This window comes from Roseibium limicola (assembly GCF_017313085.1).
In the GTDB taxonomy this organism is placed as follows: domain Bacteria; phylum Pseudomonadota; class Alphaproteobacteria; order Rhizobiales; family Stappiaceae; genus Roseibium; species Roseibium limicola.
In genome coordinates this window covers 15,089-39,277 of record NZ_JAFLNF010000006.1, presented here as the reverse complement: position 1 = coordinate 39,277, position 24,189 = coordinate 15,089, and the positions used below count along the sequence as shown (strand labels likewise).

Genomic DNA, 24,189 nt, shown 5'->3' with positions numbered 1-24,189 from the left:
CCAATGGATCTTGCTCAAATTGATCTGTCCCGGACAGGCCTGCTGATTGTCGATCTGCAGAACGACTTTCTCGACCCGAAGGGCGCCTACGGCCGCGCCGGACAGGCCAGTACAGACATTACGGCCCTGCCGGAACGGGTTCTGCCCGTCGCCAATGCCTTGCGCGCCAAAGGAGGTTGGGTGATCTCCACCCAATTCACCCTGGTGCCCGGAAAGGCCGGTGCCCCTTTCATATCTCCCCACCTGAAGGAGCTTCGCCCGTTTCTCTCCAAGGGGGACTTCTGCCCCGGCGCCTGGGGCCACCAGCTGGTCGATCTGTTGCAGCCCGCTGACCTGACGGTGGAGAAAGTGGCCTATTCAGCCTTTTTCATGACGCGGCTGGAATGGGTCCTGAAAAAGGCAGGCATCGACACGCTGATCGTCTGCGGCATCGTTACAAACGGCGGTGTTGCCTCGACCGTGCGCGACGCCCATGTGCGCGACTTCCAGACCATCGTTCTTTCTGATGGATGTGCGGCCTTCTCCAAGGAGACCCATGACCGGGCGATCGGTGATCTGAGAACAGTCTCCAAGGTGATGAGCTGTGCGGATGCGACTGCCTTCGTGAACGGAGCGTAAAATGAGTGCGGGCGAGATTTGCAGCGACGTGCCACCGCGAATCGATGCGTCTGCGGACGTCGTCGTCATTGGTGCCGGAGCCTGCGGGCTGACTGCCGCCCTCAGGGCCAAAGCCGCCGGGGCCGATGTCCTGGTGCTTGAGCGTGACGCTTCGCCGTCGGGCTCCACCTCAATGTCGTCCGGGTTCATTCCAGCGCCCGCCACACGCTTCCAGCAGGCTGTTGGTGTCAACGACGATACGCCCGAGCTGTTTGAGGCCGATCTTCTGGCCAAATCCAAGGGCAAGTCCGAGCCGACCCTCACCTGTCTGGCCAGTCAGACCATTGGTCCGGCGCTGGAATGGCTGGCGGATGCCCATGGTCTGGAGTGGGTCGTCCTCGACGACTTTCTTTACCCCGGCCACAGCCGCCACCGCATGCATGCGGTTCCGGAAAAAACCGGCGCAGCCCTGCTGACCCGGCTGCTCTCCGCTGCAGAAAATGCTGATATTCCGATTGTCACGGAAGCTCGGGTTACCCGGCTTTATGTCGCACCAGACAGCAACGACGCCAACGACAGCACCCGCATCACAGCGGTTGAAATTACGAGGCCCGATGGACAGGTTGAAATCCTCGGCTGTTCCGCGTTGATCCTTGCCTGCAACGGCTATGGCGGCAACCGGGCTCTGGTTGCCGAGCACATCCCGGAGATCGCCGGTGGCTTGTACTACGGTCACGAAGGCAACACCGGCGACGCCCTTTTGTGGGGCGTGTCCCTCGGCGCCGACTTACGCCATCTCAGTGGCTATCAGGGACACGGCTCCCTGGCCCACCCGCACGGCATCCTGATTTCCTGGGCCCTGATGATGGAAGGCGGCATTCAGGTGAATGGGTCTGGCCAACGATTTTCCAATGAACACGGCGGCTATTCGGAACAGGCGGTGCACGTGCTGCAGCAGCCCGGTGGCATTGCCTGGAACATCTTCGATCGCACCCGTCACGACTTTGCCCTCAGCTTCCCGGATTATCAGGACGCCGTTGGCGCGGGGGCCATCCGCCAGGCAGAGAGCCTCACCAGCCTGGCACAGGTCACCAGTCTGCCGGAGGAGCCCTTGCGTGATACGCTGACACAGGTCGAGGCCTGTCAGCGCGGAGCCTCAGCGGATCCTTATGGCCGGGACTTCAGCACCAAGACCGGGCTGACCCCTCCTTATTACGCCGTCAAAGTAACGGGTGCGCTGTTTCACACTCAGGGCGGCATGATGATTGACAGAACCGCGCGTGTGCTGGATGCAACCGGCAAGCCCTTCGCTAACCTGTTTGCCGGGGGCGGGGCCGCCTGCGGCGTTTCCGGCCCGGATGTCAGCGGCTACCTCTCCGGCAACGGCCTCCTCACCGCCATCGCCTTCGGCTATCTCGCCGGAACGTTCAGTGCGAAGGTGGCGTGAGGGGCGAGAGCAGCGACTAAAAGTCCTAGAAGCAGGCAAATCAGCTGATCATAGAATTTGTTTTACAAGTTGATTTCTTGTAAGCTGCAACACCCTGATGTCTGAACGGCAGCCGCATGAAAATTCTGATTATCGCTGACGATGTCACCGGAGCTCTCGACAGTTCCGTGGCGTTCGCCGGGCGCGGCTTGTCCGTTCTCTGCGCCCTGACGCCCGACCACGTGACTGAGGCGCTCGCACGTAGCCCAGATGTATTGGCTATCTCGACAAACACTCGGGAAGGCTCTGAGCAATCAGCACAAAATGCAGTTGGCGCCGTTTGGGCCGCATGCCAAAAACTTGCGCCCTGGAGCCAGGCACTGCTTTTCAAGAAAGTCGACAGCCGCCTGAAAGGTCATGTAGCCGCAGAGCTGTCAGGGCTTGGTCCTGCACGTTCCTCCTGGCTCGTTTCGCCTGCCATCCCGCGCTTCGCACGACTTGTAAAATCCGGAACGCTCTTCGGGGCAGGCATCGCCGAGCCGATCTCCGTGGCAGAGCGCACCCAATGCCCACTGTCAGCAATCGTCGATGTGACCGAAGATGCCGATCTGGATGCTGCCGTTCAAGACCACGGAGCCGAAACGCTTTTCGTCGGAGCTGCGGGCCTTGCCGAAGCTTTGGCGCGACGCTTTGCACCGGCGCGCGTCAAAGAATTCGACTGCGATCTGCAAGGCCCCGCCCTGTTCGCCATCGGATCGCGTGACCCGATCACCCTCGCCCAGATTGAAACGCTGAAGGTTGCAGGCATCGTTCCAATGCCATTACCCAATGGACATGCCGATACTGCCGCCGCATTACCCGCTGCCTTGCAGGTTCTGCAGTTGACGCAAGGGCCTGAAACCCTTGATGGTCAGACTGTCGCTCAACAATTTGCAGACACCTGCAGCCAATTCATCGCGCGGTTCGAACCGCAAACCCTGGTTGCCAGCGGCGGCGAGACTGCCGCAGAAATTGCCAGACAGCTTGGCTGCGGGGTTCTGCAAGTCTTGGGAGAAAGACTGCCTGGCCTGCCGGTATCCACTATGGTGGACGGACGACCCGGCATGACCGTCATTACCAAATCAGGCGGTTTCGGCACACCCGAAACCCTTGTAAAACTTGCCCAGAATTTTATAGCCTTGCCCGACGCTCCGATTTGAAAAGGCCTTGATGTTGAAAAACGCGCAGACCAAAGAAACTCGCGAAAGGCCAAAGCTCACTCTGGCTGACCGGGTCTATCATTCGCTTTATAGCCGTATCACCAATGGCGAATATCCGCTGAACCAGAAGCTGCCGTCAGAACACACGTTGTCTGATGAATTCGGCGTTTCCCGTCCGGTACTGCGGTTGGCGTTGGAAAAGCTGCGGACCGAAGGGGTGATTTACTCACGCCAGGGAGCCGGCAACTACGTGCGGGCGGCGACCGCCAACCCGGTCGGCTTCGCCAAGGTGCAGAATCTGGCCGACGTGCAGCGGTGTTACGAATTCCGTATCACCATCGAAACCGCCGCCACGCGCTTTGCAGCGGAACGCCGCGACACGGCCTCCCTCGAAGAAATTCGCGAGGCGCTGGATTTGATGCGAGCCGCAACCGGCAGCCACGAGCATCGGGAAGATGCGGATTTCACCTTCCACCTGTCCATCACCAAAGCCTCGAACAATCATTATTACGAGGCGGCGGTTCGCGCCCTTCGCGAGCATATTTATGTCGGCATGAAGATGCATGGCCAGTCGCTGATGACCGACGGGTCAAAGGCCCTGGAAACCGTCCTCGAAGAACATACCGGGATCTACGAGGCCATTCGGGACCAGAAACCTGCGGAAGCCGAGGCTCTGATGCTGGCGCATCTGGAGCATTCGCGCGACAGGCTCTTCGGCAGCGGGCTGCTGGATCTGCGCATCAGAGAGAAATGAAAAAGGCGCCTCATGGGACGCCTTTTTGAGACCCGTATCTCAGGCCCAGATCAGAATCTCCCGATGGCGAGCTTTCCAGCATAATCCAGAGCAGCAAGCATATTGACGTGATTTGCCTTGCCTGTTCCGGCAATATCAAACGCGGTTCCATGATCGACCGAGCAACGGTCAATCGGTAGCCCAAGCGAAACATTGACTGCCGTATCGAAGGCAATCAGCTTGATCGGGATATGGCCCTGATCATGATACTGCGCGATAACCAGATCAAAAGCGCCTGTATTTGCGCGGTGATAGACCGTATCGGCCGAAATCGGCCCCTGAACATTGATCCCTTCGTCCTGAGCCTGCTTGACACCCGGCGCAATCTGCACGTCGTCTTCGCGCCCGAACAATCCGTTCTCGCCGCAGTGCGGATTGATACCGGCAACCGCGATACGTGGATTTTCAACGCCCATCCGCTTCAGGTGCTTGTGGCCAGTGCGAATGGTTTCCAGAACCCGCTCCGGGGTCGCCCGTCCGATGGCATCCTTCAAGGACACATGGGTCGAGACATGCAGGACGTTCAGGGTTGGCGACGCCAGAAGCATCCAGCTCGACTTGGACTTCGTCAGATGTGCCAGCATGCCGGTATGACCATCGTAGTGGTGACCGGCGGCATTCAGGGCTTCCTTGTTGATCGGCGCCGTGACGATGCCGACAGCCTGATCCGAAAGGGTCAGCTCAACCGCCTTCTCGATATAACGGAAGGAGGCTTCGCCGCAGGCCGAAGACAGCACACCGAACTTGCCCGGCAAGCCGTCCACATCGATATGGATGACCGCAAGATCACCTTCAGCGACCTTGCCCCCGTAGGGCACAAGCTTCAACTCAAGAGCGCAAGCCTTGATAGCCCGTTCGAGGGTCGGCATATCGCCGATCACCGCATAGCGTCCACGCTCCTGCGCCGGCAAGGAAGCCATAGCCTTCACCGTCACCTCGGCGCCAACACCTGACGGGTCGCCCATGGTGATGACGATCGGTTTCTGGGTCATGTCATTCTCCGGTTCGAGGATCCTGCAAGCTCATGGTTGCAGTCCTCATTCAAACGTCCCTGGCGCAAAGATCCTTGGCGTTCAGGCAGCGAACAGGCATCTCGCCTGCAATCAGCGTTTTGATATCCTCGATCACCATCAGACCGACATTTTCCAGCGCTTCCAGTGTATCGGCGCCGGAATGCGGGGTGAAGATCGCGTTGGGATGCGAAAAGACGGGATGATCAATCGCGGGCGGCTCCTGAACATAGGCGTCTATCGCCACGCCGCCTAGGTGGCCGCTTGCCAGAGCCTCCGCCACTGCGTCAAGATCCACCACTTCGCCGCGCGCCAGATTGATCAGCCTTGCGCCAGGCTTCATGCTGGTCAGGCTGTCCCGGTTGATCAGGGCAGCATTGCCCTTGCCGCCAAAAACGTGAAGCGACACATAGTCTGCCGTGGCCAGAAGCTCCTGCAAGGACAGGAACTCGAGCCCGTATTCCGCCGCGAAAGCCTTGTCCGGATACATGTCACTGGCGACAACATGCATCCCCAGACCGCGCGCGAGTTTGGCCAGGCGCTTGCCGATATTGCCAAGCCCGACGATGCCCAGCGTCTTGCCGCCCAGCTGACTTCCAACCCGACGCTCCCAGCCGCCAGACGTCACACTCCCATGGCCCTGCGGGATGAAGCGGGCCATCGAGAACATCAGTCCGACAGCCAATTCCGCGACAGCGTCCGCATTGGCCGCCGGGGTGTTGCACACCGGAAGTCCACTCGTCGTGCAGGCCGGAATGTCAATGTTATCAACACCAACCCCATGCTTGATGACGCCTTTCAGATTGCTCGCGGCAGTCAGAGTGTCCGCAGTGACAGGAACCAGCCCAACCACCAGATAGTCTGCGCGGGCAATGTGTTCGGACAATCCACCATCAGCGCGATCCTTGTCGGTACAGCGGATGAATTCCCAGCCAGCGTCCTTGATCAGGCCCGGCACCTTGCCATGTTTACCGAAGCCCGGCGACGTGGTGACAACAACCGTCATTTCAACAAGTTCCGATTCGTCAGGATTTCGGCAATCTTGGCATCCTGATCCGCATCGGGCAGCAGGGCAGGTTGGCGTGACAGCCCGACAGACCTGTCATTCATGTACAGTGCACGCTTGACCAGAGCTGGCGGGAAGCCGAGGGCGTAAAGGTCCACACGCAGACCAGCAAAATTCTCCTGAGCCGCCTTGGCGCTGTCGATGTCGCCTTCGTTGAAACCCTTGATGATCTGCGCGAGCAGCTCCGGAGCCACGTTGCCAAGACCGGATACGACACCGGCGCAGCCTTGCTCAAGGCCCCAGAGAACCAGATGGTCCGGGGCGCAATAAACTTCAAAACTGCCGACCTCCTTGGCAACTTCAAGATATTCCAGAACCGTTTCGGAGGACCCGCCGGAATCCTTGATGCCGGCGATATTCGGGTGCTTTGCCAGAACCTTTGCCGTTGCCGGCTCGATATGGTTCTGGGTGCGTGCCGGAATGTCGTAGAGATAGACCGGGGTCTTCACTGCATCCGCGATTGTGGTGAAGTGCCGGATCAATCCATCCTGCGTACATGCGATAAAATAAGGGGTGATCACCGCAATGCCATGCAGTCCGAGCCCATCAACAGCCTTGGCAAGCTGCAGGGTCTCAAACGTCGCAGGACAGCCCAAATTGGCGATAACTTTCACCCGCCCCTGAACTTCGTCCATGACCTCTTGGGTCAACCGGATTTTCTCATCGTGGGTCAGGGCGGAAAAATCGCCATTCGTACCGCAGACCATCAGATCATTGCCTGCAGCGACCTGACGGCGCACCTGCGCACGGGTCGCCTCATAGTTGATCGTCTCGTCTTCATTAAAACAGGTAACGAGGGCGACGTGGGCATTGCGGGTCATGGCTTACTCCGTGAGTTCAGGGCGCGGCCCACTCTTGCGAGCGAGCAGCTTCGCGATCAACGGCCAGCCGAGCGACAGGACCGTCAATCCGAGGAAAAGAAGTGTGATCGGACCGGACAGGAATTCGACGACATTGTCGCCTGCCTGCAGCAGTCCCCGACGCAGATTGGCCTCCAGCATTGGCCCCAGGATCAGGGCAATACATAGAGCGGCCTGCGAAAATCCGAATTTCTGCATCCCCCAGCCGAGAACACCGAAACCCACCATGGTATAGAGATCCACAGGGTTCAGATTGATCGAAAAGGAGCCGATAAAGCAGAAGATCACGATGGACATGGTCAGCAGGCGGCGCGGGATCATCAGGATTCTTGAAAAGACCGGGATCAGCGCCATGCCGAAAATGAACATGAAGATCGTCGCGATAAAGGTGCCACCGAAGATGCCAACGACGACGTCCGGGTTGGTCTGGAACAGCATGGGGCCGGGCGCCAACCCCTGGATCATCAGGCCACCCATCAACACGGCAGTCACAACATCGCCGGGGATACCAAGCGCTAGCAACGGGATCAGAGCGGCCGCACAAACCGCGTTATTGGCGCTTTCAGTTGCGGCAATGCCGGGCATGTGGCCAGTGCCGAATTTTTCAGGAGTCTTCGAGGACCGGCGCGCCTCATTGTAAGAAATCCAGGATGCCGTTCCAGAACCGGTGCCGGGGATGATCCCGATCAGAGTTCCGATCAGCGAGCCCCGAACGAGCGCGCTGCGGCTTTCCTTCATTTCAGCCATGCTGGGCCAGCGGTTTTTCACCAGGGAAACCGGGGTTTCCTTGCTGGCCATACGCTCGATCTGGGTAAAGACCTCCGAGAGCGCAAAGAGCCCGATCAGAGCCGGCGTAAAGGCAAAACCCGACGCAAACCCCTGAATGCCGAAGGTGAAGCGCGAAATGCCGGAAATCGGGTCTGCCCCAACACAGGCAATGAGAATGCCAAGCAGACCGGAAATTGCGCCCTTCAACAGGTCACCAGACAGCGAAGCAATGATTGTCAGGCCAAACAGGGCCAGTGCGAAATATTCCGGCGCGCCGAACTCAAGCGCAATGCCGGCCAGCTGAGGTGCAAGTGACGCCAGCACCACAGCGGCAATAAGCCCGCCAATGGTGGAGGCAATCGTCGCCATGCCAAGCGCCTTGCCCGCCTGCCCCTGTTGCGCCAGCGGATAGCCGTCGAGCACAGTGGCAGCAGAGGCTGGTGTGCCTGGTGTCCGCAGAAGGATGGAAGAGACACAGCCGCCGTAAATGCCGCCGATGTAGATGCCAATCAGCATGTTCAGGCCCATGACCGGTGTCATGCCGAAGGTCAACGGGATCAGCAAGGCGACGCCCATGGTCGCCGTCAGGCCAGGCAAGGCGCCAATCACGAGGCCACCTAGGGTGCCCAGGGCAATGGTCCAGAGAACATCAACCTGGAACAACGGAACGAGGTACGACAGTGTTTCCATAATGAACCGACGTGTCAGGGCGTCGCCCTTTGAGAGAAGCAGAGACCGGAGCGGCAAACCGCTCCGGTCCAGAGTTACTCAGCCCGAGGCTTAGTTGTTCATGCCCAGAAGACCGAGTTCTTCCAGAACCGTCTTGGCCATCTCGCTGTCTTTCTTGACGCGCGCTTCGAAGGCAGGACCGTCTTCATAGGTCACGAACTCACCCATTTCTGTCATCTTGGCGATGAAGGCCGGATCCGTTGCCACTTCTTTCACTGCATTGCGCAGCCAGGCAAGATCGGTGTCGGGAATACCCTTGGGCGCAACGAACCCCTTGTAGGACGACCAGGTGAAATCGACACCCTTTTCAACAGCCGTCGGAGTATCGGGGAAGAGATCGATACGCGCATTTTCCATGACGAAAAGCGGCGTCATCTGACCAGCTTCAGACGAGGCCTTGGCTTCGGCCGGTGACGCCACCATGGCATCGATATGACCGCCGATACACGCGGTGCGCGCTTCGGAAGACCCGCCAAAAGGGATGGATTCGATCTTGATCCCGGCAGCCTTTGCGAAAGCTTCAGCGGAGATGTGGTTTGCGCCACCGGCCCCGGAATTGCCAATCTGAGGCGCCTTGTCTGCCGCAGAGGCGATGAAACTGTCATAGTCGGAGAATGGCGCATCCTTGCAGGCGACCAGCACCTGAAGCGAACGGGCGAACAGGCCAACGAACTCGAAATCATCAACAGTGTAATCCGCGCCGCCAACATGCGGCAAGATCGCGATCGGTCCCTGCGCACCAGCACCCAAGGTGTAGCCATCTGCACGGGCATGAACTGCGGCCGATGTGCCGATGCCACCACCGCCACCCGGCTGATTGCGGACAACAACACGCAGTCCGTCAAACTTGGTCTCAAGCGCATCGGCGACGACGCGCATACCCAGATCCGTAGACCCGCCGGCAGAGTAAGGAACGATGACCTGAAGCGGGCGCTCCGGGAACTCTGCCAAAGCAGGTGTTGCCACTCCCAGAACCATCGCGATGGCAGCTACATTTGTCTTGAACATGATATTTCCTCCCTAGAAATACGAAATCTTCACGGCAACCAGACAGACAGCAGTTCCGTGAAACCGAAGTAGACCGCACAGGTCATCACAACCGGGAACCCGACGAGGACCCAGATTTTCCGCTCGCCGATCAGCCAAAGGCCGATCACAAAAGCAACCAAAGTCGAGGGGATGTACCCAACCGGGTAAAACGCACCCGCATAGCCAACCAGCAGGACAACAAACGCTGCAATCCTCAAAAGTGAACGCCGATCAGGCAGCGACATGGAGCGCCCCGCCCCCGCCATTTGCGCCCGTCGCAGTCCGCGAAAGATCAGACAAAGAGCCAGAACGGCGATGACGACAACCATCAACCAGGGCACGAATGAAGGCCCCGCCATAGTTGGCGAAACCACCTGCTTGATATTGAGAGTGCGCCAGGCAGCGAACGCGCAAAAAGCGCAAAGCCCGCCGCCGATCCACAAGTCAGCCTTGTATTGCCGGACCACAGTCATCGTTCCTCCCAAAAGGACCAGACATCTTTGGAGTGAACATGTCGAGCGCATGCAAACTTGTCAACTGAATTTCTGAAATATGTTCATGTATCGCGACCAGCCTTACTTCATCATAATAACCAGAGAGTGTTCAGTCCCTGCATATCTCATTCATAAACGCCAGAAAACTGCGTATTTCCTCCTGATTCGGCGAGACATCTGGGGCAAAAAAGCACGCCTCAATCAAGGCAACATCTCAAGATTACAATTGACAAATAAATTTACAAGTGACTTCATAACATCGAATTTCAGTGATCCGAAAAGCGGATTGCGTCCCCATTTCCCAGCGGAGGAACCATGCACTCACTCGACACAGCCTTGGTCATGCAGCGCCCTGCAGAGGTGCACTTTGGCGCAGGAACACTGGCAAAACTTCCCGAGTGGGTCCGCGCCAAGGGCTTCAAGGCGCCCTTCGTCGTGGCAGATCCGATCAACGCTGCCCGTCTGGAGGTGCTCGGCCTCGACGGCTTGTCCGTATTCGGCAATGTTGTCCCCGAACCCGATGTAACTAATCTAATGGACGCCGTGCAGGCAGCAGGGTCCGCCGACCTCATCATCGGCTTTGGTGGCGGCTCGGCCATGGATCTTGCGAAACTTGTTGCGGTTCTGGTCGGTTCGGACCTCACCATCGCTGATGTGTCAGGTCCGAATCGGGCGCCACAGCGCAAGGTCGGTCTGGTTCAGATCCCGACCACCGCAGGAACCGGCTCTGAAGTCGGCACGCGGGCTCTGGTTACAGATCCGGACACTCTGGCGAAGGTCGCGACCGAGAGCCTTCACATGCTCGCCGACCTCGCAATCATCGACCCGGCCCTGACCATGTCGGTTCCGCCGTTTGTCACCGCTGCGACCGGTGTGGACGCCATGGCGCATTGCGTCGAGGCCTTCACATCGAAGCGGGCGCATCCACTGATCGATGCCTATGCGCTGCAGGGCATTCAACTGGTTGGCAAATATCTGAAGCGTGCGGTGGAAGACGGAACCGATGTTGAAGCGCGCGCGGGTCTGTGCCTAGCGGCCTTTTATGGTGGAGTCTGCCTTGGTCCGGTGAATACGACAAGCGGTCACGCCGTCGCCTATCCGCTCGGCACACGCCACAAGTTGCCGCATGGCATCGCCAATGCGCTGATCTTCCCGCACACGCTGGCATTCAATGCCGACGCCTGCCCGGACAAGACGGCCGCCATCTGCGAAGCACTTGGTGTTCCTGCCAGCGGCCAGGAGAACGTCCGCGCTGCAGCCAAAAGCTTCTGCGAAAGCTTGGGCCTGGACATGCGCCTCTCCACTCACGGTGTACCGGAGGACGACCTGCCCGCAATGGCTCAGGACGCCCACAAGATCCGACGGCTTCTTGACTGGAACCCGGTCGACCTGAGCGAAGCAGACATCCTGCAAATCTACAAAGCTGCTTTTTGAACCAAAGCCTCCAGGCTGCTCCTTGGTGACCAGCCTGGACAAGGCAATTCATGCAACCCCGGGCAACTGACACAAGGGCGCTGTCGAGCGGCTTAACTGGTTTGTCCCGAAATCAGTTCGGCAGATAGTTCCACTTTATCCAGAGCGTCCTTGCCATCGTTGCGGAGTGCCAGATAATGGCCGGCAAGCAGGCCGATTTTGCGGCGAGGAGATCGGGATGTGGTGATCTGCAGGGGCAAGGCTTCGAGGAACTCCAGGCCATTGAAACTTGCAAGCGCGATGTCGTCGGGCACGCGCAGACCATTCGCCAGGCAATACATCAGACCACCTGCCGCCATATCGTCGTTGGAAAAATAGATTGCCTCAGGGCGCTCTGCAGCGGCCATCAGGCGGTCAGTCAAGACACGTCCATGCAGCATCGAAGATGGCGCGTCATCGCAGGCTTCACCCACGAACTCTCCGCCTCCGGCCACCACCGTCTCGACAAAGGCCTTGCGGCGCTTTCCGGCACGCAGATCCCGCTCGAGATTACAGCCGACATAGCCGAAGCGCCGATAGCCCTTCGTCAGAAGATGCTGCGCCATATCGGTCGCGGCCTTGGCATGGGACAGGCCGAAACACGCTGCGATCGGCTCTCCGTCAACGTCAATCACCTCCGCAACAGCGGTTGAATGCGAAGCCAGCATGGCCCGCGTGGCGGCTGTGTGCTCAAGTCCGGTCAACACCAGACCCGAGACCTGCCAGGACAGCATGTCCCGAACCAGCCGCTCCTCCTCCTGCTGATCATATCCGCTGACGCCAAAGACCGGTTTCAACCCACTCTCAGCCAGCCCCTCATTGAGACCCTGAAGGACTTCCGCAAACACAACGTTTGAGACCGCAGGCAGGATAACCCCCACCAAAGCCGCCTTCTTGCCGGCCAGAGCACCGGCAATGCGGTTGGGTACATAGCCCAGTTTTCCGGCGGCCTCCTGGACACGGGCGACTACATTCTCCGAGGCGTAACCTTTTCCGCTCATCACACGCGATACGGTCATCTGACTGACGCCAGCCAGCTTGGCCACGTCATAAGTTGATGGTCCTCCAGTCTTTTTCGTCAATTTCCCATCCCTTGGCGACACATGATTTTTTTGTATCGGAAATATTAGTTTACATATCAGACAACCACATCCCCCTAAAAAACACTTGACGAATGTTTGCGCAAACATATTGTGGCTTTCGCCGGTATGTTTGCGCAAACACACATACTGCGCCTTTGGGAGGAAAACATGAAACAAGCATTTTTCGCAGGAGCCATCATGGCCCTGCTGTCCACTACTGCCTTTGCAGCCGACACATATCGCCCCGAGTGCTATGCACCGGCTCCAGACACCACCAGCATCAGCTATCCAGCCAAGGACGGCCCCTACAAGGTGGCGTTTGTAAATGGCTTTGCCGGCAACGACTGGCGCATCGCCGCGATCCAGTCTGCCAAGGCCTGGGCCGCTCGCCCTGAAAACGCCGAGCAGCTCGCCGAGTTCAAGGTAATTTCGGTTGGCAATGATAGTGCTGCCCAGATCGCGGCAATCGACAATTTCATTGCAGCTGGCTACGACGCCATCACCTTCACCGCTGTGAACCCTTCTGCCTTCACAGGTGTGATCCGCCGGGCAGCCCGCGCAGGCACCGTTCTTGTGCCTTTCGACAATGTTCTCGACACGGACAAGATCGTTCAGGTCAACGAAGACCAGAAGGCGCTCGGCCGCCTGAAGGCACAAACCGTGATGGATCTGCTCGATGGCAAGGCCAAGAAGATCCTCATGGTCAACGGCCTGCCTGGAAATTCCACCGACCGTGATCGCCGCGTTGGCATGATGTCCGTTCTGGACAAGGTCGATGGACTGGAAATCGTCGAAGTCGTCGGCAACTGGGATACAGGTACCAGCCAGAAAGTTGTGGCCGATGCGCTGGCAACACATGGCACCGTTGAAGGTGTCGTCTCTCAGCACGGTACGGCCGGCACCATCAATGCCATGCTGGCCGCCAACCACCCGATTGTTCCAGTCGGTGGCGATGCGGAAAACGGTGTGCGGATACTGATGGCAGAAAACAAGATCCCCGGCGTCTCTGCTTCTCAGGCTCCGGCCATGTCGGCCATCGCCCTGGCAGCTGCCATCGATCTCCTCAAGGGACATCCCCTGCCGCAGACCATCTACCTGCCGATCCCCTATGTTTATGCGGATCAGCTGGCAGCCGGCGAGAACTTCTTTCCCGACCTGCCGAAGTCCTTCAACACCGGCACCGGTTACGAAGAGTGCTTCAAGCCCTTCACTCCTGAAGAGCTGATGGGCCAGTCTCCGGACAACAACTAAGTCCGGCAGTTGCCTAATCGCTCCGTCTTCGACCTGGCCACACTGGTCGAAGACGGAGGCCTGTGACCAAACCGCCATCCGGGTGGTTTGGTCACAGGCAACGACGCTCGCGCAAGGTGAACAAGGAATAATCGAAAATGAGTGACGGGAAGCGCGAACTGATCCGCTTTGAGGAGGTGACCAAGGCCTACGGGGCAACACTGGCCCTGAAGAAGGTCTCCTTCACCTGTCAGGCCGGTGAAGTCAGGGCGGTCCTTGGCGAAAACGGCGCTGGAAAGTCCACCCTCATGAAACTCATGTCCGGGGTCATTCAACCGACACTCGGCAAGATCTACGTGGACGGCCAGCCGGTCCGCCTCGAAAGCCCAGGGGCTGCCCGCGATCTCGGCATCGTCTGCATGTTTCAGGAGTTGTCGCTGGTACCCGACCTCTCGGTCCGCGACAACATCCTGCTCGGCGCCAAGGAAGTCGGAATGGGCAGGCTGAGCAAGGGCAATCTGACACGCGCCCGCGCAATCCTCGACCGCATCGAAGGCGCCCATATTCCGATGAAGCGCAAGGTCGCCGATCTCAGCTTGCCAGAACGCCAGCAGGTGGAAATCGCCAAAGCGATCTGCCGCGCACCAAGGCTGTTGATCCTCGACGAGGCGACCTCGGCTCTCAATGCATCCGTTGTGCAGAAAGTCTTTGGTCTGGTTCGCGATCTGCGCGACCAGGGCACCGGCATTCTTTTCATCTCCCACCGGTTTCACGAGGTGGATGATCTGGCCGATAGCATTTCCGTTTTCCGCAATGGCGAGCATGTCGACACGTTCCAAAAGGGCAAGCACAGCTATTCCGAGATCATCGCCAAGATGATCGGTCAGTCGCTAACGGAACTTTTCCCGCCACGTCTGTCGCCCATTCCCGACGGCGCCCCCCTGCTGAAGGTTGATGACCTCAGCTTCGGCGACACCTTGCGCGGTGTCTCGTTGGAAGTGCGGCCGGGTGAAGTTCTTGGGCTTGGCGGTCTCGACGGACAGGGACAGATGGTGCTGGTTCAGGCGCTGTTCGGCCTTTTGAAGAAAACCGGCGGGCAAATTTCAGAAAACGGACACCCTTTACAGCTAAAAAGCCCACGAGCGGCAAAGGCACCGCCCACCGGCATTGCCTTGGTCCCTGAGGACCGCAAGACGGAAGGTCTCATTCCGGAACTGTCGATCCGGGAAAACATGGAACTGGCCGCACTTGGCCGCCATCCCTTTGGATTGACGGATCTGGACAACGGCATCGATCCTGACCTTTTCACCCGCTTCACCAGTGAGATGGAGCTCGTGTGCCGGAACTTCGACCAGCCGGTCTCCGATCTTTCCGGCGGCAACCAGCAAAAAGTGGCGCTGACCAAATGGCTGGCCCTGCAACCACGCTGCTTGCTGCTTGCCGACCCGACACGCGGCATCGACGTAAAAACCAAGACCCAGATTTATCGCCTGATCCGGCAACTCGCGGCAGAAGGTGTAGCCATCATCCTGCTCTCCACAGACTACGAAGAGCTCATCCACCTCTGCGACAGCGTGCATGTCTTTTATGACGGCGCAGTGCGCCAGGTTCTGGAAGGGCCGGAGTTGACGGCTGAAAACATCATCGCGGCCAGCCTGAACGTGAATTCCGTGCCCGTGCAGGCCGCTCAAGGACACCCCGCCCATGCTTGACGATATCCGTACCAACAAGCGTGAAGTCATCGCGCTCGCCTTTCTGGTGGTGCTGGTGAGCGTCTATCTGACCACCCACCCCAGCGGCCCAACAACCTATGTTCTGACCATCTGGGCCAATCAGTGCACCGTGTTGGCGCTGGTCGCCATTGCCCAGTTCTTCGCCGTCCTGGTGCGTGGCCTCGATTTGTCGGTGGGTGCCGTCATGGCACTAACCAACACACTCGCATCGCATCTGCTGATCGGATCCTCGACGTCCATCGGCCTCGGGCTACTGGCCGTACTGGCTGTCGGTTCCCTGTGCGGTCTGGCAAATGGCCTGGCTATTGTCTATGGCCGGATCCAGCCGATTGTTGCGACGCTCGCCAGCGCATCAGTCTTTGTCGGCCTGGCACTCCTACTGCGCCCGACGCCCGGTGGCGAAATCGACTTTGACCTTGCCGACGCCCTGACCCTCGATATCTGGGGCTTGCCGACCGCGCTTGTCATTCTGACTGTCATCGTCGTCGTCTTCTGGATCCCGCTGCGGCGCACCGGCTTCGGTCTTGCGCTTTATGCCATCGGATCATCTCAACAGGCGGCTTTTCAATCCGGCACGCCTGTAGCCCGGGTCCGGCTCGCCGCTTTCGTTCTGGCCGGGTTGTTTGCCGGCGTGGCCGGGCTCTTCGTCAGCTTCATCACCACGACTGGCGATGCCAGCATCGCTCCCAACTACACATTGAACTCCATTGCAGCCGTGGTGCTTGGCGGCATCGCCCTGCGCGGCGGCGTCGGCAGTCTGTTCGGCGCCCTGATCGGTGCCTTCATCCTGAAGACAATCTCCGCCCTCATGTTCTTCTCCGGTCTGCCGCCTCTCGCCCAACCCTTCGTCGAAGGCTTGATCCTTGCCGTCGCCATTGCCATCGGCAGCGCAGACATTCTGCGCCTGCGCAACCGCCTGGAGGTTTTCGACCGATGACCGCTCGTCTTTTCAATCGCGTGCAGCTGGATGCCGATGCGCTCGTTCCCTGGATCGCTTCCCTCATCGTGATCCTCGTCGGCGCCACCGTATTCCCGAAATTCCTCTCCGCAGGCTATCTGCTGCAACAACTGCAAATCGCGTCATTCCTGGGGGTGCTCGCGACGGGCGCCATGGTCGTCATCCTCCTCGGACATATCGACCTTTCGATCCCCTGGGTCCTCGGCGGGGCGGCCATCCTGTCAACCTCCCTGGCAGGAACCGGCAACCCCGCCCTGGTGGCTCTCGCCATTCCGGCCGCTCTGGCTTTTGGCGCTCTCGTCGGGGTCATCAACGGCATCGGGGTTTCGATCTTCCGGATACCATCAATGGTGTGGACACTCGCGGTCAATGCAATGCTGCTCGGCGTTGCCGTTCTGAACACCGGCGGCTTCAACCCGAAGGGCGAGGCCAGCGCGCTGATGAGTTCCCTCTCCACCGGTTCGACCATCGGCCTCCCTCATGCGTTGATCGTCTGGCTCTGCCTGTGCCTTCTGGTATTCGCCATCCTGAAGCGCACAACCTTTGGTCGCTATCTGATAGCCATCGGAAACTCCGAAAAGGCGACCTATCTCTCCGGTGTTGAAACGCCGCGCATCGTTTTCGGCGCCTTTATGCTGGCCGGAGCTTGCTCTGCCCTCGGCGGCGTTCTTCTGGCCGGCTATGCCAACCAGGCCTATCAGTCCATGGGCGATCCGTACCTGATGCCAACCATCGCCGCCGTGGTGATCGGGGGCACCTCCATTCTCGGCGGCAAGGGGTCTTTTGTCGGCACGATCGGCGGTGCAATCTTCATTACATTGCTAACCTCAGTCCTGTCGGTCATGCAGATTTCTGAAGCCTGGCGCCAGATCATTTTCGGCTCCATCGTACTGTCCATGTTGTTGGCGCAGAACCTGCGGAGGCGGAAAGCATGACAAACCCCAGATACGCCCCCCACGACCCGCGATTTGCGCAATTCGTTGACCTAGACCAAGCGCCGAGGATCATCTCCTCCGGTCACATATGGGCCGAAGGTCCGGTTTGGGCCGGCACGCACCTCTACTTCAATGACGTCCCCAGCAAGCGGATGTGGCGTTGGAATGAGACGGATGGTTCGATCGTGGCATTGCAGAACAGTGAATTCGCCAATGGCAACACAACCGATCTCGACGGGTACATGATCTCCTGCGAACACGGCGGACGGCGGGTGGTTCGTCGCCTCGACCCGACAGACCCGGACTCGGTCCAGGTGTTGGCAGAGAACTTTGACGGCAAACGGCTTAACTCGCCGAATGACGTGGTGGTTGCCTCCGACGGCTCGGTCTGGTTCACCGACCCGCCCTACGGCATCAACTCTGATGTGGAAGGTTATCCGGCAGAGAGCGAAATCGGCGGAAACTACGTCTTCCGTCTTTCGCCAGATGGCGCATTGACGGCGGTTGCGACCGACTTCGACAAGCCCAACGGCCTCGCCTTCTCACCGGATGAATCCCTGCTTTATATCGCCGACAGTGGCGCTATCAAAGGCGCCAGCTTTCCGGGTTTCGACTACAAACTGCCGCATCACATCCGTGTCTTTGACGTTAAGGATGGGACGCTCACCAACTCGCGGATTTTTGCGGTGATCGAACCCGGCGTGCCGGACGGCTTTCGCGTCGATACGGAAGGCTATGTCTGGACCTCGGCCCTCGACGGCATTCGTTGTCTCGACAGGGCTGGAGAGCTCATCGGCAAAATCCTGTTACCGGAGCCAACCTCCAACTGCTGTTTCGGCGGGCCGGATGGAACCGATCTTTTCATTACCTCATCAAGCCATGTCTATCGCGTGAAGACCACGCGCAGAGGCGCAGAAAGCCTTAGGAGTAAAGCCAAGTGACTAAGAACATTGGCGTCATCGGTCTCGGGTCCATGGGTCTTGGCATCGCGCAATCGTTGCTGCGGGCAGGTCACTCTGTGTGGGGCACCGATCTCAATTCTGAACAGGTGGCGAAGTTCGTCGCCAGCGGCGGCCAGGCGTCTCCCCTCGCTGACGCCGCCGCATCTCTCGACATTCTGGTTTTGGTGGTTCTTAACGCTGAACAGACTGAAGCGGTCCTCTTCGGCGAAACCGGCCTGGCGAACAGCCTTTCCAAGGGTGCCAGCGTAATTTCCTGTGCCACGGTCGCACCCGACTTTGCGCGCCAGCTTGCTGATCGCGTTGAAGACCTTGGCCTGGCCTATCTCGATGCGCCGATCTCCGGTGGCTCGGCCAAGGCCGCAGCCGGCAAACTCTCTGTGATGGCATCGGGCTCCCAAGCAGCCTTTGACGCAGCAAAACCTGCGCTTGATGGCATGGCGGAAACGGTTTTTGATCTCGGCAGAGAGGTCGGCGCAGGTTCTGCCATGAAGGCGGTAAACCAGCTGCTTGCCGGGGTTCACATCGCTGCCATGGCCGAGGCGATCACTTTCGGCATGACTCAAGGTGTGACACCACAGCAGATCCTTGATGTGATCCCGCAGTGCGCTGGTACGTCATGGATGTTTGAGAACCGGGCGCCACATATCGTCGAGGGCGACTACACGCCTCATTCCTCAATCAACATCTGGCCGAAAGATCTGGGCATCATTCTGGACATCGCCCGCACGGCGAAGTTTCCTGCCCCGTTGACGGCGACGGCCTTGCAGCAGTTTCTCGCTGCCGCCGGATCGAACCTCGGGCATGAGGACGATGCAGCCGTCGCCAAGATCTATGCGCGTAATGCCGGGCTGGAATTGCCGAAGGCGAAGGCAGAAAATCTCGAGGCCGCATCATGAAGCTGGGCGCCATTGGAGACGACTTTACCGGGTCATCGGATCTCGGGCTGACATTGGCCCGTGGCGGGCTGAAGACCGTCCAATATGTCGGCGTGCCCTCGCAGCCTGCTGCTGCGGATGTGGAAGCTGGCATTGTCGCATTGAAGTCCCGCTCCCTGCCGGCGGACGAGGCCATTGCCCAGTCTTTGTCGGCGCTCAACTGGCTTAAGGAACAGGGCTGTACCCAGTTCCTGTTCAAGTACTGCTCCACCTTCGACAGCACACCAGACGGCAATATCGGCCCCGTCACTGAAGCCTTGATCAACGCGCTTGAAACAAGTGATCCGGTCATTGTCTGTCCGGCATTCCCAACAACCGGTCGCACGGTCTATCAAGGTCATCTCTTCGTCATGGACAGGCTCCTGTCGGAATCCGGCATGGAGAATCATCCGCTCACCCCGATGACCGATCCGGACCTGCGTCGGTTCCTGGGCCTTCAGACCCAATCCCCCATCGGCCACCTCTCCCATGCGGAAATCACCGCAGGAAACGCCCGCGATGGCCTGTTGCGGGAAGCCGCCGGCGGGCGTCAGATCGTTGTGTGTGACGCCATCGCCGACCAGGACCTGGTGCAATTGGGCAAGGCAGCGAAAGACTTCGCCCTGATCACTGGTGGCTCCGGCATTGCCCTGGGACTGCCGGACGTTCATGGAGCCCAACCAGGCGATCAGGACAAGTGGCCTGGCGTCAAAGGCCCGGTTCTGGCAATTTCCGGCTCCTGCTCGACTGCGACGCGCGATCAGATCGCCGCGCATAAAGTCACTGGTGGCTCGCAGTGCAAGGTGTTGGTCGATGACATCCTCTCTGGTGCTGTCACGGTCGAGACCACCCTCGACTGGGCGCAAGGTGCCGCGTCAATGCCGCTGGTCTATTCTTCCGACGATCCAGCGGCAGTAAAAGTCGCTCAGGCGCGCTTCGGACGGGAGAAGAGTGCGACCGCGATCGAGGGCTTCTTTGCCGAGCTTGCCCGGGGGGCCATCAAGCGCGGCTTTACCCGGATCATTTCCGCCGGTGGCGAAACATCCGGAGCAGTGGTCGAGGCCGTCGGAGCCGAAGCCTTGCGCATCGGCCCGATGATTGATCCGGGCGTACCTGCTGTGCAGGTTGAAGGCCGTGACTTGGCGTTGGCGCTCAAATCGGGCAACTTTGGCGCGGAAGACTTCTTTTTCAAGGCAGCTGCCATTCTGGAGGGCGCATGACCGCTGAGGCCCACCTGCGCGAACAAGTCTGTACTCTTGCCAAATCCATGTTCGACCGAGGTCTGACGGGCGGTGCGTCAGGCAATATTTCGGCCCGGCTGGAAGATGGAACCCTTCTGGTCACGCCAACAGGATCATCGTTCGGCAGTCTCGACCCCGCTCGCCTCAGCCACTTCTCGAAAGACGGTCAGCTGATCGGAGGCGACAAGCCCACCAAGGAGATGCCACTGCATTCGGCCTTTTATGAGACCCGCATGCACACTGGCGCCGTGGTTCATCTCCACTCCTGCCATTCGGTTGCACTGTCCATGTTGCCGGAGACCGATCCGGACAACGTCCTGCCGCCGCTCACGCCTTACGCAATCATGAGGCTGGGCAAGGTCAAGCTGCTGCCTGTCTTCCTGCCCGGCGATCCGGCCATGGGCGACGCCGTGCGGGGGCTTGCCGGGAAACGCTCCGCAGTTCTGCTGGCAAATCATGGACCGGTCGTGGCAGGCAAGGATCTGCAAGCCGCCGTCTATGCCGTCGAAGAACTGGAAGAGACAGCCAAGCTCGCACTGCTGACGAGAGGCCTGCAGCCACGTCTTCTGACGCCGGAGCAGATCTCCGCCCTGGTGACCAAATACAAGATTGAATGGGACTGATGAGCACGATCTACAGCTACTCCGCCAACACCGGCTTTCTCTGGAAGGACCGACCGTTTCTGCAGCGGATCCGCGCGGCAAAAGCCGCAGGTTTTCAGGCGCTCGAATTTCACGATGAAGCGCAAAGAGAGGCGCTGACTGATGTGCGTGCCGTCCTTGAGGAAACCTCACTACCCGTCTGCGGGTTGAACGTTCGAATGGGCGACACAGCGGGCTGTGCTGCCATCGCCGGCCAAGCGGATCAGGCGCATCGCGATTTCGACGAGGCACTTGTCGTCGCGGAGGCCATTGGCGCCGGCGCCATTCACGTGCTGGCCGGCCAGGCAGGGGGCGAAGCCGCTCGCGCGCAATATCTCTGTGTGCTGGACTATGCCTGCCGCCAGACCGACAAGACGGTGCTGATCGAGCCGATTTGCCGCTCCAAGATGCCGCTCTACTTCCTGCATGATGTGGATCAAGCCGCCGCAATCGTTCACGACGCCGGGCACTCCAATCTCAAGATCATGTTCGACTGGTTTCACGTACGTGATGAAAGCGGCGACGTGCTGGAGGCTTTCCAGCGGGTCAAGTCAATGGTCGGCCACGTCCAGATCGCTTCCTGGCCGGAGCGGAGCGAACCCAGTCACGGCGAACTGCGCTACACAGAGCTGCTCAAAGCCTTCGCGCAAGAAGGCTATGCCAGCCCCTTCGGCTGCGAGTACACCCCCGCAGGAGAGACAGACGCTGGGCTCGCCTGGCGGCTGTAAATCACCCCTGTGGTCTCCGCTCAACCAGGAGACGTTTCAGTGAGACGCCTCCCTTCCTCCCGAGCCCCCGCCTTCACTCCAATTGCATCCAGGCGGCGTTTTTTGCGGAGGAGCGGACGCAGGCGTCGATGAAGCGGACGCCGGAGAGGCCTTCTTCGATGCCGGGGACCAGAGAAGCGACTTGTTTGCCGGCCTGATGGGCACGGATCTGATCGGCTGCCTCGGTGTAGAGATTGGCGAAGCCTTCCAGATACCCTTCCGGGTGCCCCGGTGGAATGCGCGTCGTCGATGCGAGGCTCGCCGACATGCCGGCGCCACCACGTGTGATGATGCGAGCGGCTTCACCGAAGGGGGTAAAGATCAAGCTATTGGGGTTTTCCTGATGCCACTCGAGACCACCCTTTTCTCCGTAAACCCGGAGCTTGAGATTGTTCTCATTGCCCGGTGCCACCTGGGAACACCATAAAAGCCCCCTTGCGCCGCTGTCGAACCGCAACATCACGTGGCCGTTGTCGTCCACCTGCCGCCCCGGCACGAAGCACTGAAGGTCCGCTGCGAGACTGCTGGCGGTCAGTCCAGTGACAAAGCATGCAAGATTATAGGCATGAGTGCCGATATCGCCGACCGATCCGCCCAGACCGGAGCGAGCCGGATCGGTGCGCCATTCGGCCTGCTTGTTGTGCTGCTCAACCGTCAGCCAGTCCTGCGGATATTCCACCTGGATGACCCGGATCTTACCGAGCGCCCCCTCTTCGACCAGCTGGCGCGCCTGACGGATCATCGGGTAGCCGGTATAATTGTGTGTCAGGAAGAACAGCGCCTCGGAGGCCTCTGCAGCCTTGGCCAGTTTCTTGGCATCGGCCAGCGTCGACGTCAGCGGCTTGTCGCAGATCACATGAATGTTGCGCTTCAGGAAGGCCTTGGCCGCCGGATAGTGCACATGGTTCGGCGTGACGATCGCGACGGCCTCAATGCCGCCCTTCAACCGTGCCTCGCGCTTGGCCATTTCTTCAAAGGAATCGTAAATCCGATCGTCTTTCAGGCCAAGGGCCCGGCCGGATTCCTGCGCCTTTTCCGGTGAAGACGACAGGGCACCGGCCACCAGCTCATAGCGTCCATCAAGACGCGCGGCGATCCGGTGAACGGCACCGATGAAGGCGTCCTTGCCGCCGCCCACCATGCCAAGGCGGATCGGTCGATCGACCCTGGCTTCTGTTGCATCAGTCGTCATGGTACGCCCTCATCCAATTCCAAGCATTTTACGATTGGCAGCGTCGTCTGTGCCACCGCTGGCGAAGTCATCGAAGGCCTTTTCCGTCACGCGGATGATGTGGTCCTTGACGAATTGCGCGCCTTCGCGAGCGCCGTCTTCCGGATGCTTCAAACAGCATTCCCACTCGACAACGGCCCAGCCATCAAAGTCGTTTGCCGTCATCTTGGAGAAAACAGCGCCGAAATCGACCTGGCCGTCACCAAGAGACCGGAACCGGCCTGCCCGGTCGACCCAGGGCTGATAGCCGCCATAGATGCCCTGTCGCCCAGTCGGATTGAACTCCGCGTCCTTGACGTGGAACATGCCGATCCGGTCCTTGTAGATGTCGATGTTGTCGAGATAGTCGAGGCACTGCAGCACATAGTGCGACGGATCGTAGAGCATCTTGCAGCGGGCGTGATTGTTGAGCCGCTCGAGGAACATCTCGAAGGTGATGCCGTCATGGAGATCTTCGCCCGGATGGATTTCGTAACAGACATCGACGCCCATATCGTCGGCATAATCGAGAATCGGGCGCCAGCGCTTGGCCAGCTCATCAAAGGCTGTCTCCACAAGCCCGGCCGGCCGTTGTGGCCAAGGGTAAAGGAACGGCCAGGCCAGCGCACCCGAGAAGGTCGCATGAGCCGAAATGCCGAGATTGTGGCTTGCCGCCAGCGCCAGCTTGACCTGATCAACAGCCCAGGCCTGGCGGGCTGCCGGATTGCCACGCACATGGGGGGCTGCAAAGCCCTCGAAGGCATCGTCATAAGCGGGGTGAACCGCCACCAACTGGCCTTGCAAATGAGTAGAAAGCTCGGTGATTTCAACGCCGTTTTCACGCGCTGTGCCGGACAATTCATCGCAATAGGTTTTGGAACTGGCCGCCTTTTCAAGGTCGATCAACCGGCTGTCCCAGGTCGGCACCTGAACGCCGCGATACCCGCAATCAGCAGCCCACTTGGTAATGGATTTCCAGGAATTGAATGGTGCTTCGTCTCCGGCAAATTGCGCCAGAAACAATGCAGGCCCTTGAATCGTTTTCATGACTATTCTCGTATTTGGAGACAGGAAGGGCCGGAATTCAGATGGT

General features: G+C 59.3%; 23 protein-coding genes. 14 read left to right on the top strand and 9 right to left on the bottom strand.

The genetic code is table 11. The features are described from left to right. Positions 1-3: 3 nt before the first annotated feature. From J0X15_RS13915 to J0X15_RS13900, 4 genes are all read left to right on the top strand, one after another. On the top strand, positions 4-618 hold the full coding sequence (locus J0X15_RS13915; RefSeq protein ID WP_206941917.1) for a cysteine hydrolase family protein: 615 nt from the start codon (positions 4-6) through the stop codon (positions 616-618). Between the two features lies 1 nt (position 619). Continuing rightward, positions 620-2,044, top strand: a complete 1,425-nt coding sequence (locus J0X15_RS13910) for an FAD-dependent oxidoreductase (RefSeq protein ID WP_206941915.1) — start codon at positions 620-622, stop codon at positions 2,042-2,044. Between the two features lie 116 nt (positions 2,045-2,160). Then, a complete protein-coding gene (locus J0X15_RS13905) occupies positions 2,161-3,222 on the top strand; it encodes a four-carbon acid sugar kinase family protein (protein WP_206941905.1) in 1,062 nt (353 codons plus the stop codon). 10 nt (positions 3,223-3,232) lie between these two features. Beyond that, a complete protein-coding gene (locus tag J0X15_RS13900; protein WP_206941903.1) occupies positions 3,233-3,976 on the top strand; it encodes a FadR/GntR family transcriptional regulator in 744 nt (247 codons plus the stop codon). 50 nt (positions 3,977-4,026) lie between these two features. Here J0X15_RS13900 and pdxA read toward each other — a convergent pair whose 3' ends face one another. From pdxA to J0X15_RS13870, 6 genes are all read right to left on the bottom strand, one after another. After that, a complete protein-coding gene (pdxA, locus tag J0X15_RS13895; protein WP_206941901.1) occupies positions 4,027-5,007 on the bottom strand; it encodes a 4-hydroxythreonine-4-phosphate dehydrogenase PdxA in 981 nt (326 codons plus the stop codon). Positions 5,008-5,056: 49 nt separating this feature from the next. Further along, the gene (locus J0X15_RS13890) at positions 5,057-6,031 is read right to left on the bottom strand and encodes a phosphoglycerate dehydrogenase (RefSeq protein WP_206941900.1); all 975 of its coding nucleotides are present in this window, start codon (positions 6,029-6,031) and stop codon (positions 5,057-5,059) included. Next, positions 6,028-6,912 (bottom strand): dihydrodipicolinate synthase family protein, encoded by an 885-nt coding sequence (locus tag J0X15_RS13885; protein WP_206941898.1) that lies wholly within the window; start codon positions 6,910-6,912, stop codon positions 6,028-6,030. The genes J0X15_RS13890 and J0X15_RS13885 overlap by 4 nt, the downstream gene beginning before the upstream one ends. 3 nt (positions 6,913-6,915) lie before the next feature. Further along, on the bottom strand, positions 6,916-8,409 hold the full coding sequence (locus J0X15_RS13880) for a tripartite tricarboxylate transporter permease (protein ID WP_206941895.1): 1,494 nt from the start codon (positions 8,407-8,409) through the stop codon (positions 6,916-6,918). Positions 8,410-8,499: 90 nt separating this feature from the next. Continuing rightward, positions 8,500-9,456, bottom strand: coding sequence for a Bug family tripartite tricarboxylate transporter substrate binding protein (locus J0X15_RS13875; RefSeq protein ID WP_209015341.1), 957 nt, complete (start codon positions 9,454-9,456; stop codon positions 8,500-8,502). 29 nt (positions 9,457-9,485) lie between these two features. Next, positions 9,486-9,950 (bottom strand): tripartite tricarboxylate transporter TctB family protein, encoded by a 465-nt coding sequence (locus J0X15_RS13870; RefSeq protein WP_206941892.1) that lies wholly within the window; start codon positions 9,948-9,950, stop codon positions 9,486-9,488. Between the two features lie 336 nt (positions 9,951-10,286). Here J0X15_RS13870 and J0X15_RS13865 point away from each other — a divergent pair, with 336 nt between their 5' ends. Continuing rightward, a complete protein-coding gene (locus J0X15_RS13865) occupies positions 10,287-11,405 on the top strand; it encodes an iron-containing alcohol dehydrogenase (protein WP_206941890.1) in 1,119 nt (372 codons plus the stop codon). 92 nt (positions 11,406-11,497) lie between these two features. On the opposite strand, the gene J0X15_RS13860 is transcribed toward J0X15_RS13865, so the two are convergent. After that, positions 11,498-12,505: a LacI family DNA-binding transcriptional regulator gene (locus J0X15_RS13860; protein WP_206941888.1), complete on the bottom strand. Its 1,008-nt coding sequence runs from the start codon at positions 12,503-12,505 to the stop codon at positions 11,498-11,500. Positions 12,506-12,673: 168 nt separating this feature from the next. On the opposite strand from J0X15_RS13860, the gene J0X15_RS13855 reads away from it, so the two are divergent. The 9 genes from J0X15_RS13855 (at position 12,674) to J0X15_RS13815 (ending at position 21,847) form a co-directional block, all read left to right on the top strand. Further along, a complete protein-coding gene (locus J0X15_RS13855; RefSeq protein WP_206941886.1) occupies positions 12,674-13,756 on the top strand; it encodes a sugar ABC transporter substrate-binding protein in 1,083 nt (360 codons plus the stop codon). A gap of 137 nt (positions 13,757-13,893) precedes the next feature. Then, a complete protein-coding gene (locus tag J0X15_RS13850; RefSeq protein WP_206941884.1) occupies positions 13,894-15,447 on the top strand; it encodes a sugar ABC transporter ATP-binding protein in 1,554 nt (517 codons plus the stop codon). After that, positions 15,440-16,405, top strand: a complete 966-nt coding sequence (locus J0X15_RS13845; RefSeq protein WP_206941882.1) for an ABC transporter permease — start codon at positions 15,440-15,442, stop codon at positions 16,403-16,405. Before J0X15_RS13850 ends, J0X15_RS13845 begins: the two co-directional genes overlap by 8 nt. Further along, complete coding sequence (locus tag J0X15_RS13840; protein WP_206941880.1) at positions 16,402-17,361, top strand: ABC transporter permease; 960 nt, start codon at positions 16,402-16,404, stop codon at positions 17,359-17,361. Before J0X15_RS13845 ends, J0X15_RS13840 begins: the two co-directional genes overlap by 4 nt. Continuing rightward, entirely contained in the window at positions 17,358-18,302 is a 945-nt protein-coding gene (locus tag J0X15_RS13835; protein WP_206941878.1) for an SMP-30/gluconolactonase/LRE family protein, read from the top strand. The genes J0X15_RS13840 and J0X15_RS13835 overlap by 4 nt, the downstream gene beginning before the upstream one ends. Beyond that, a complete protein-coding gene (ltnD, locus tag J0X15_RS13830) occupies positions 18,299-19,219 on the top strand; it encodes an L-threonate dehydrogenase (RefSeq protein ID WP_206941876.1) in 921 nt (306 codons plus the stop codon). Before J0X15_RS13835 ends, ltnD begins: the two co-directional genes overlap by 4 nt. Then, complete coding sequence (gene otnK / locus J0X15_RS13825; protein ID WP_206941874.1) at positions 19,216-20,457, top strand: 3-oxo-tetronate kinase; 1,242 nt, start codon at positions 19,216-19,218, stop codon at positions 20,455-20,457. Before ltnD ends, otnK begins: the two co-directional genes overlap by 4 nt. Beyond that, on the top strand, positions 20,454-21,101 hold the full coding sequence (gene otnC, locus J0X15_RS13820; protein ID WP_206941872.1) for a 3-oxo-tetronate 4-phosphate decarboxylase: 648 nt from the start codon (positions 20,454-20,456) through the stop codon (positions 21,099-21,101). Before otnK ends, otnC begins: the two co-directional genes overlap by 4 nt. Further along, the gene (locus tag J0X15_RS13815; protein WP_206941870.1) at positions 21,101-21,847 is read left to right on the top strand and encodes a TIM barrel protein; all 747 of its coding nucleotides are present in this window, start codon (positions 21,101-21,103) and stop codon (positions 21,845-21,847) included. The genes otnC and J0X15_RS13815 overlap by 1 nt, the downstream gene beginning before the upstream one ends. Positions 21,848-21,920: 73 nt before the next feature. On the opposite strand, the gene J0X15_RS13810 is transcribed toward J0X15_RS13815, so the two are convergent. Further along, complete coding sequence (locus J0X15_RS13810; RefSeq protein ID WP_206941868.1) at positions 21,921-23,078, bottom strand: Gfo/Idh/MocA family protein; 1,158 nt, start codon at positions 23,076-23,078, stop codon at positions 21,921-21,923. Between the two features lie 9 nt (positions 23,079-23,087). Continuing rightward, positions 23,088-24,143 carry a sugar phosphate isomerase/epimerase family protein gene (locus tag J0X15_RS13805; protein WP_206941866.1) on the bottom strand — a complete coding sequence of 352 codons (1,056 nt, stop codon included), beginning with the start codon at positions 24,141-24,143 and terminating at the stop codon, positions 23,088-23,090. Positions 24,144-24,189 lie beyond the last annotated feature (46 nt).

Coding starts and splice junctions, on each gene's coding strand:
- J0X15_RS13915 (WP_206941917.1), top strand. CDS start 4: ATGGATCTTGCTCAAATTGATCTGTCCCGGACAGGCCTGCTGATTGTC.
- J0X15_RS13910 (WP_206941915.1), top strand. CDS start 620: ATGAGTGCGGGCGAGATTTGCAGCGACGTGCCACCGCGAATCGATGCG.
- J0X15_RS13905 (WP_206941905.1), top strand. CDS start 2,161: ATGAAAATTCTGATTATCGCTGACGATGTCACCGGAGCTCTCGACAGT.
- J0X15_RS13900 (WP_206941903.1), top strand. CDS start 3,233: ATGTTGAAAAACGCGCAGACCAAAGAAACTCGCGAAAGGCCAAAGCTC.
- pdxA (WP_206941901.1), bottom strand. CDS start 5,007: ATGACCCAGAAACCGATCGTCATCACCATGGGCGACCCGTCAGGTGTT.
- J0X15_RS13890 (WP_206941900.1), bottom strand. CDS start 6,031: ATGACGGTTGTTGTCACCACGTCGCCGGGCTTCGGTAAACATGGCAAG.
- J0X15_RS13885 (WP_206941898.1), bottom strand. CDS start 6,912: ATGACCCGCAATGCCCACGTCGCCCTCGTTACCTGTTTTAATGAAGAC.
- J0X15_RS13880 (WP_206941895.1), bottom strand. CDS start 8,409: ATGGAAACACTGTCGTACCTCGTTCCGTTGTTCCAGGTTGATGTTCTC.
- J0X15_RS13875 (WP_209015341.1), bottom strand. CDS start 9,456: ATGTTCAAGACAAATGTAGCTGCCATCGCGATGGTTCTGGGAGTGGCA.
- J0X15_RS13870 (WP_206941892.1), bottom strand. CDS start 9,950: ATGACTGTGGTCCGGCAATACAAGGCTGACTTGTGGATCGGCGGCGGG.
- J0X15_RS13865 (WP_206941890.1), top strand. CDS start 10,287: ATGCACTCACTCGACACAGCCTTGGTCATGCAGCGCCCTGCAGAGGTG.
- J0X15_RS13855 (WP_206941886.1), top strand. CDS start 12,674: ATGAAACAAGCATTTTTCGCAGGAGCCATCATGGCCCTGCTGTCCACT.
- J0X15_RS13850 (WP_206941884.1), top strand. CDS start 13,894: ATGAGTGACGGGAAGCGCGAACTGATCCGCTTTGAGGAGGTGACCAAG.
- J0X15_RS13845 (WP_206941882.1), top strand. CDS start 15,440: ATGCTTGACGATATCCGTACCAACAAGCGTGAAGTCATCGCGCTCGCC.
- J0X15_RS13840 (WP_206941880.1), top strand. CDS start 16,402: ATGACCGCTCGTCTTTTCAATCGCGTGCAGCTGGATGCCGATGCGCTC.
- J0X15_RS13835 (WP_206941878.1), top strand. CDS start 17,358: ATGACAAACCCCAGATACGCCCCCCACGACCCGCGATTTGCGCAATTC.
- otnK (WP_206941874.1), top strand. CDS start 19,216: ATGAAGCTGGGCGCCATTGGAGACGACTTTACCGGGTCATCGGATCTC.
- otnC (WP_206941872.1), top strand. CDS start 20,454: ATGACCGCTGAGGCCCACCTGCGCGAACAAGTCTGTACTCTTGCCAAA.
- J0X15_RS13815 (WP_206941870.1), top strand. CDS start 21,101: ATGAGCACGATCTACAGCTACTCCGCCAACACCGGCTTTCTCTGGAAG.
- J0X15_RS13810 (WP_206941868.1), bottom strand. CDS start 23,078: ATGACGACTGATGCAACAGAAGCCAGGGTCGATCGACCGATCCGCCTT.
- J0X15_RS13805 (WP_206941866.1), bottom strand. CDS start 24,143: ATGAAAACGATTCAAGGGCCTGCATTGTTTCTGGCGCAATTTGCCGGA.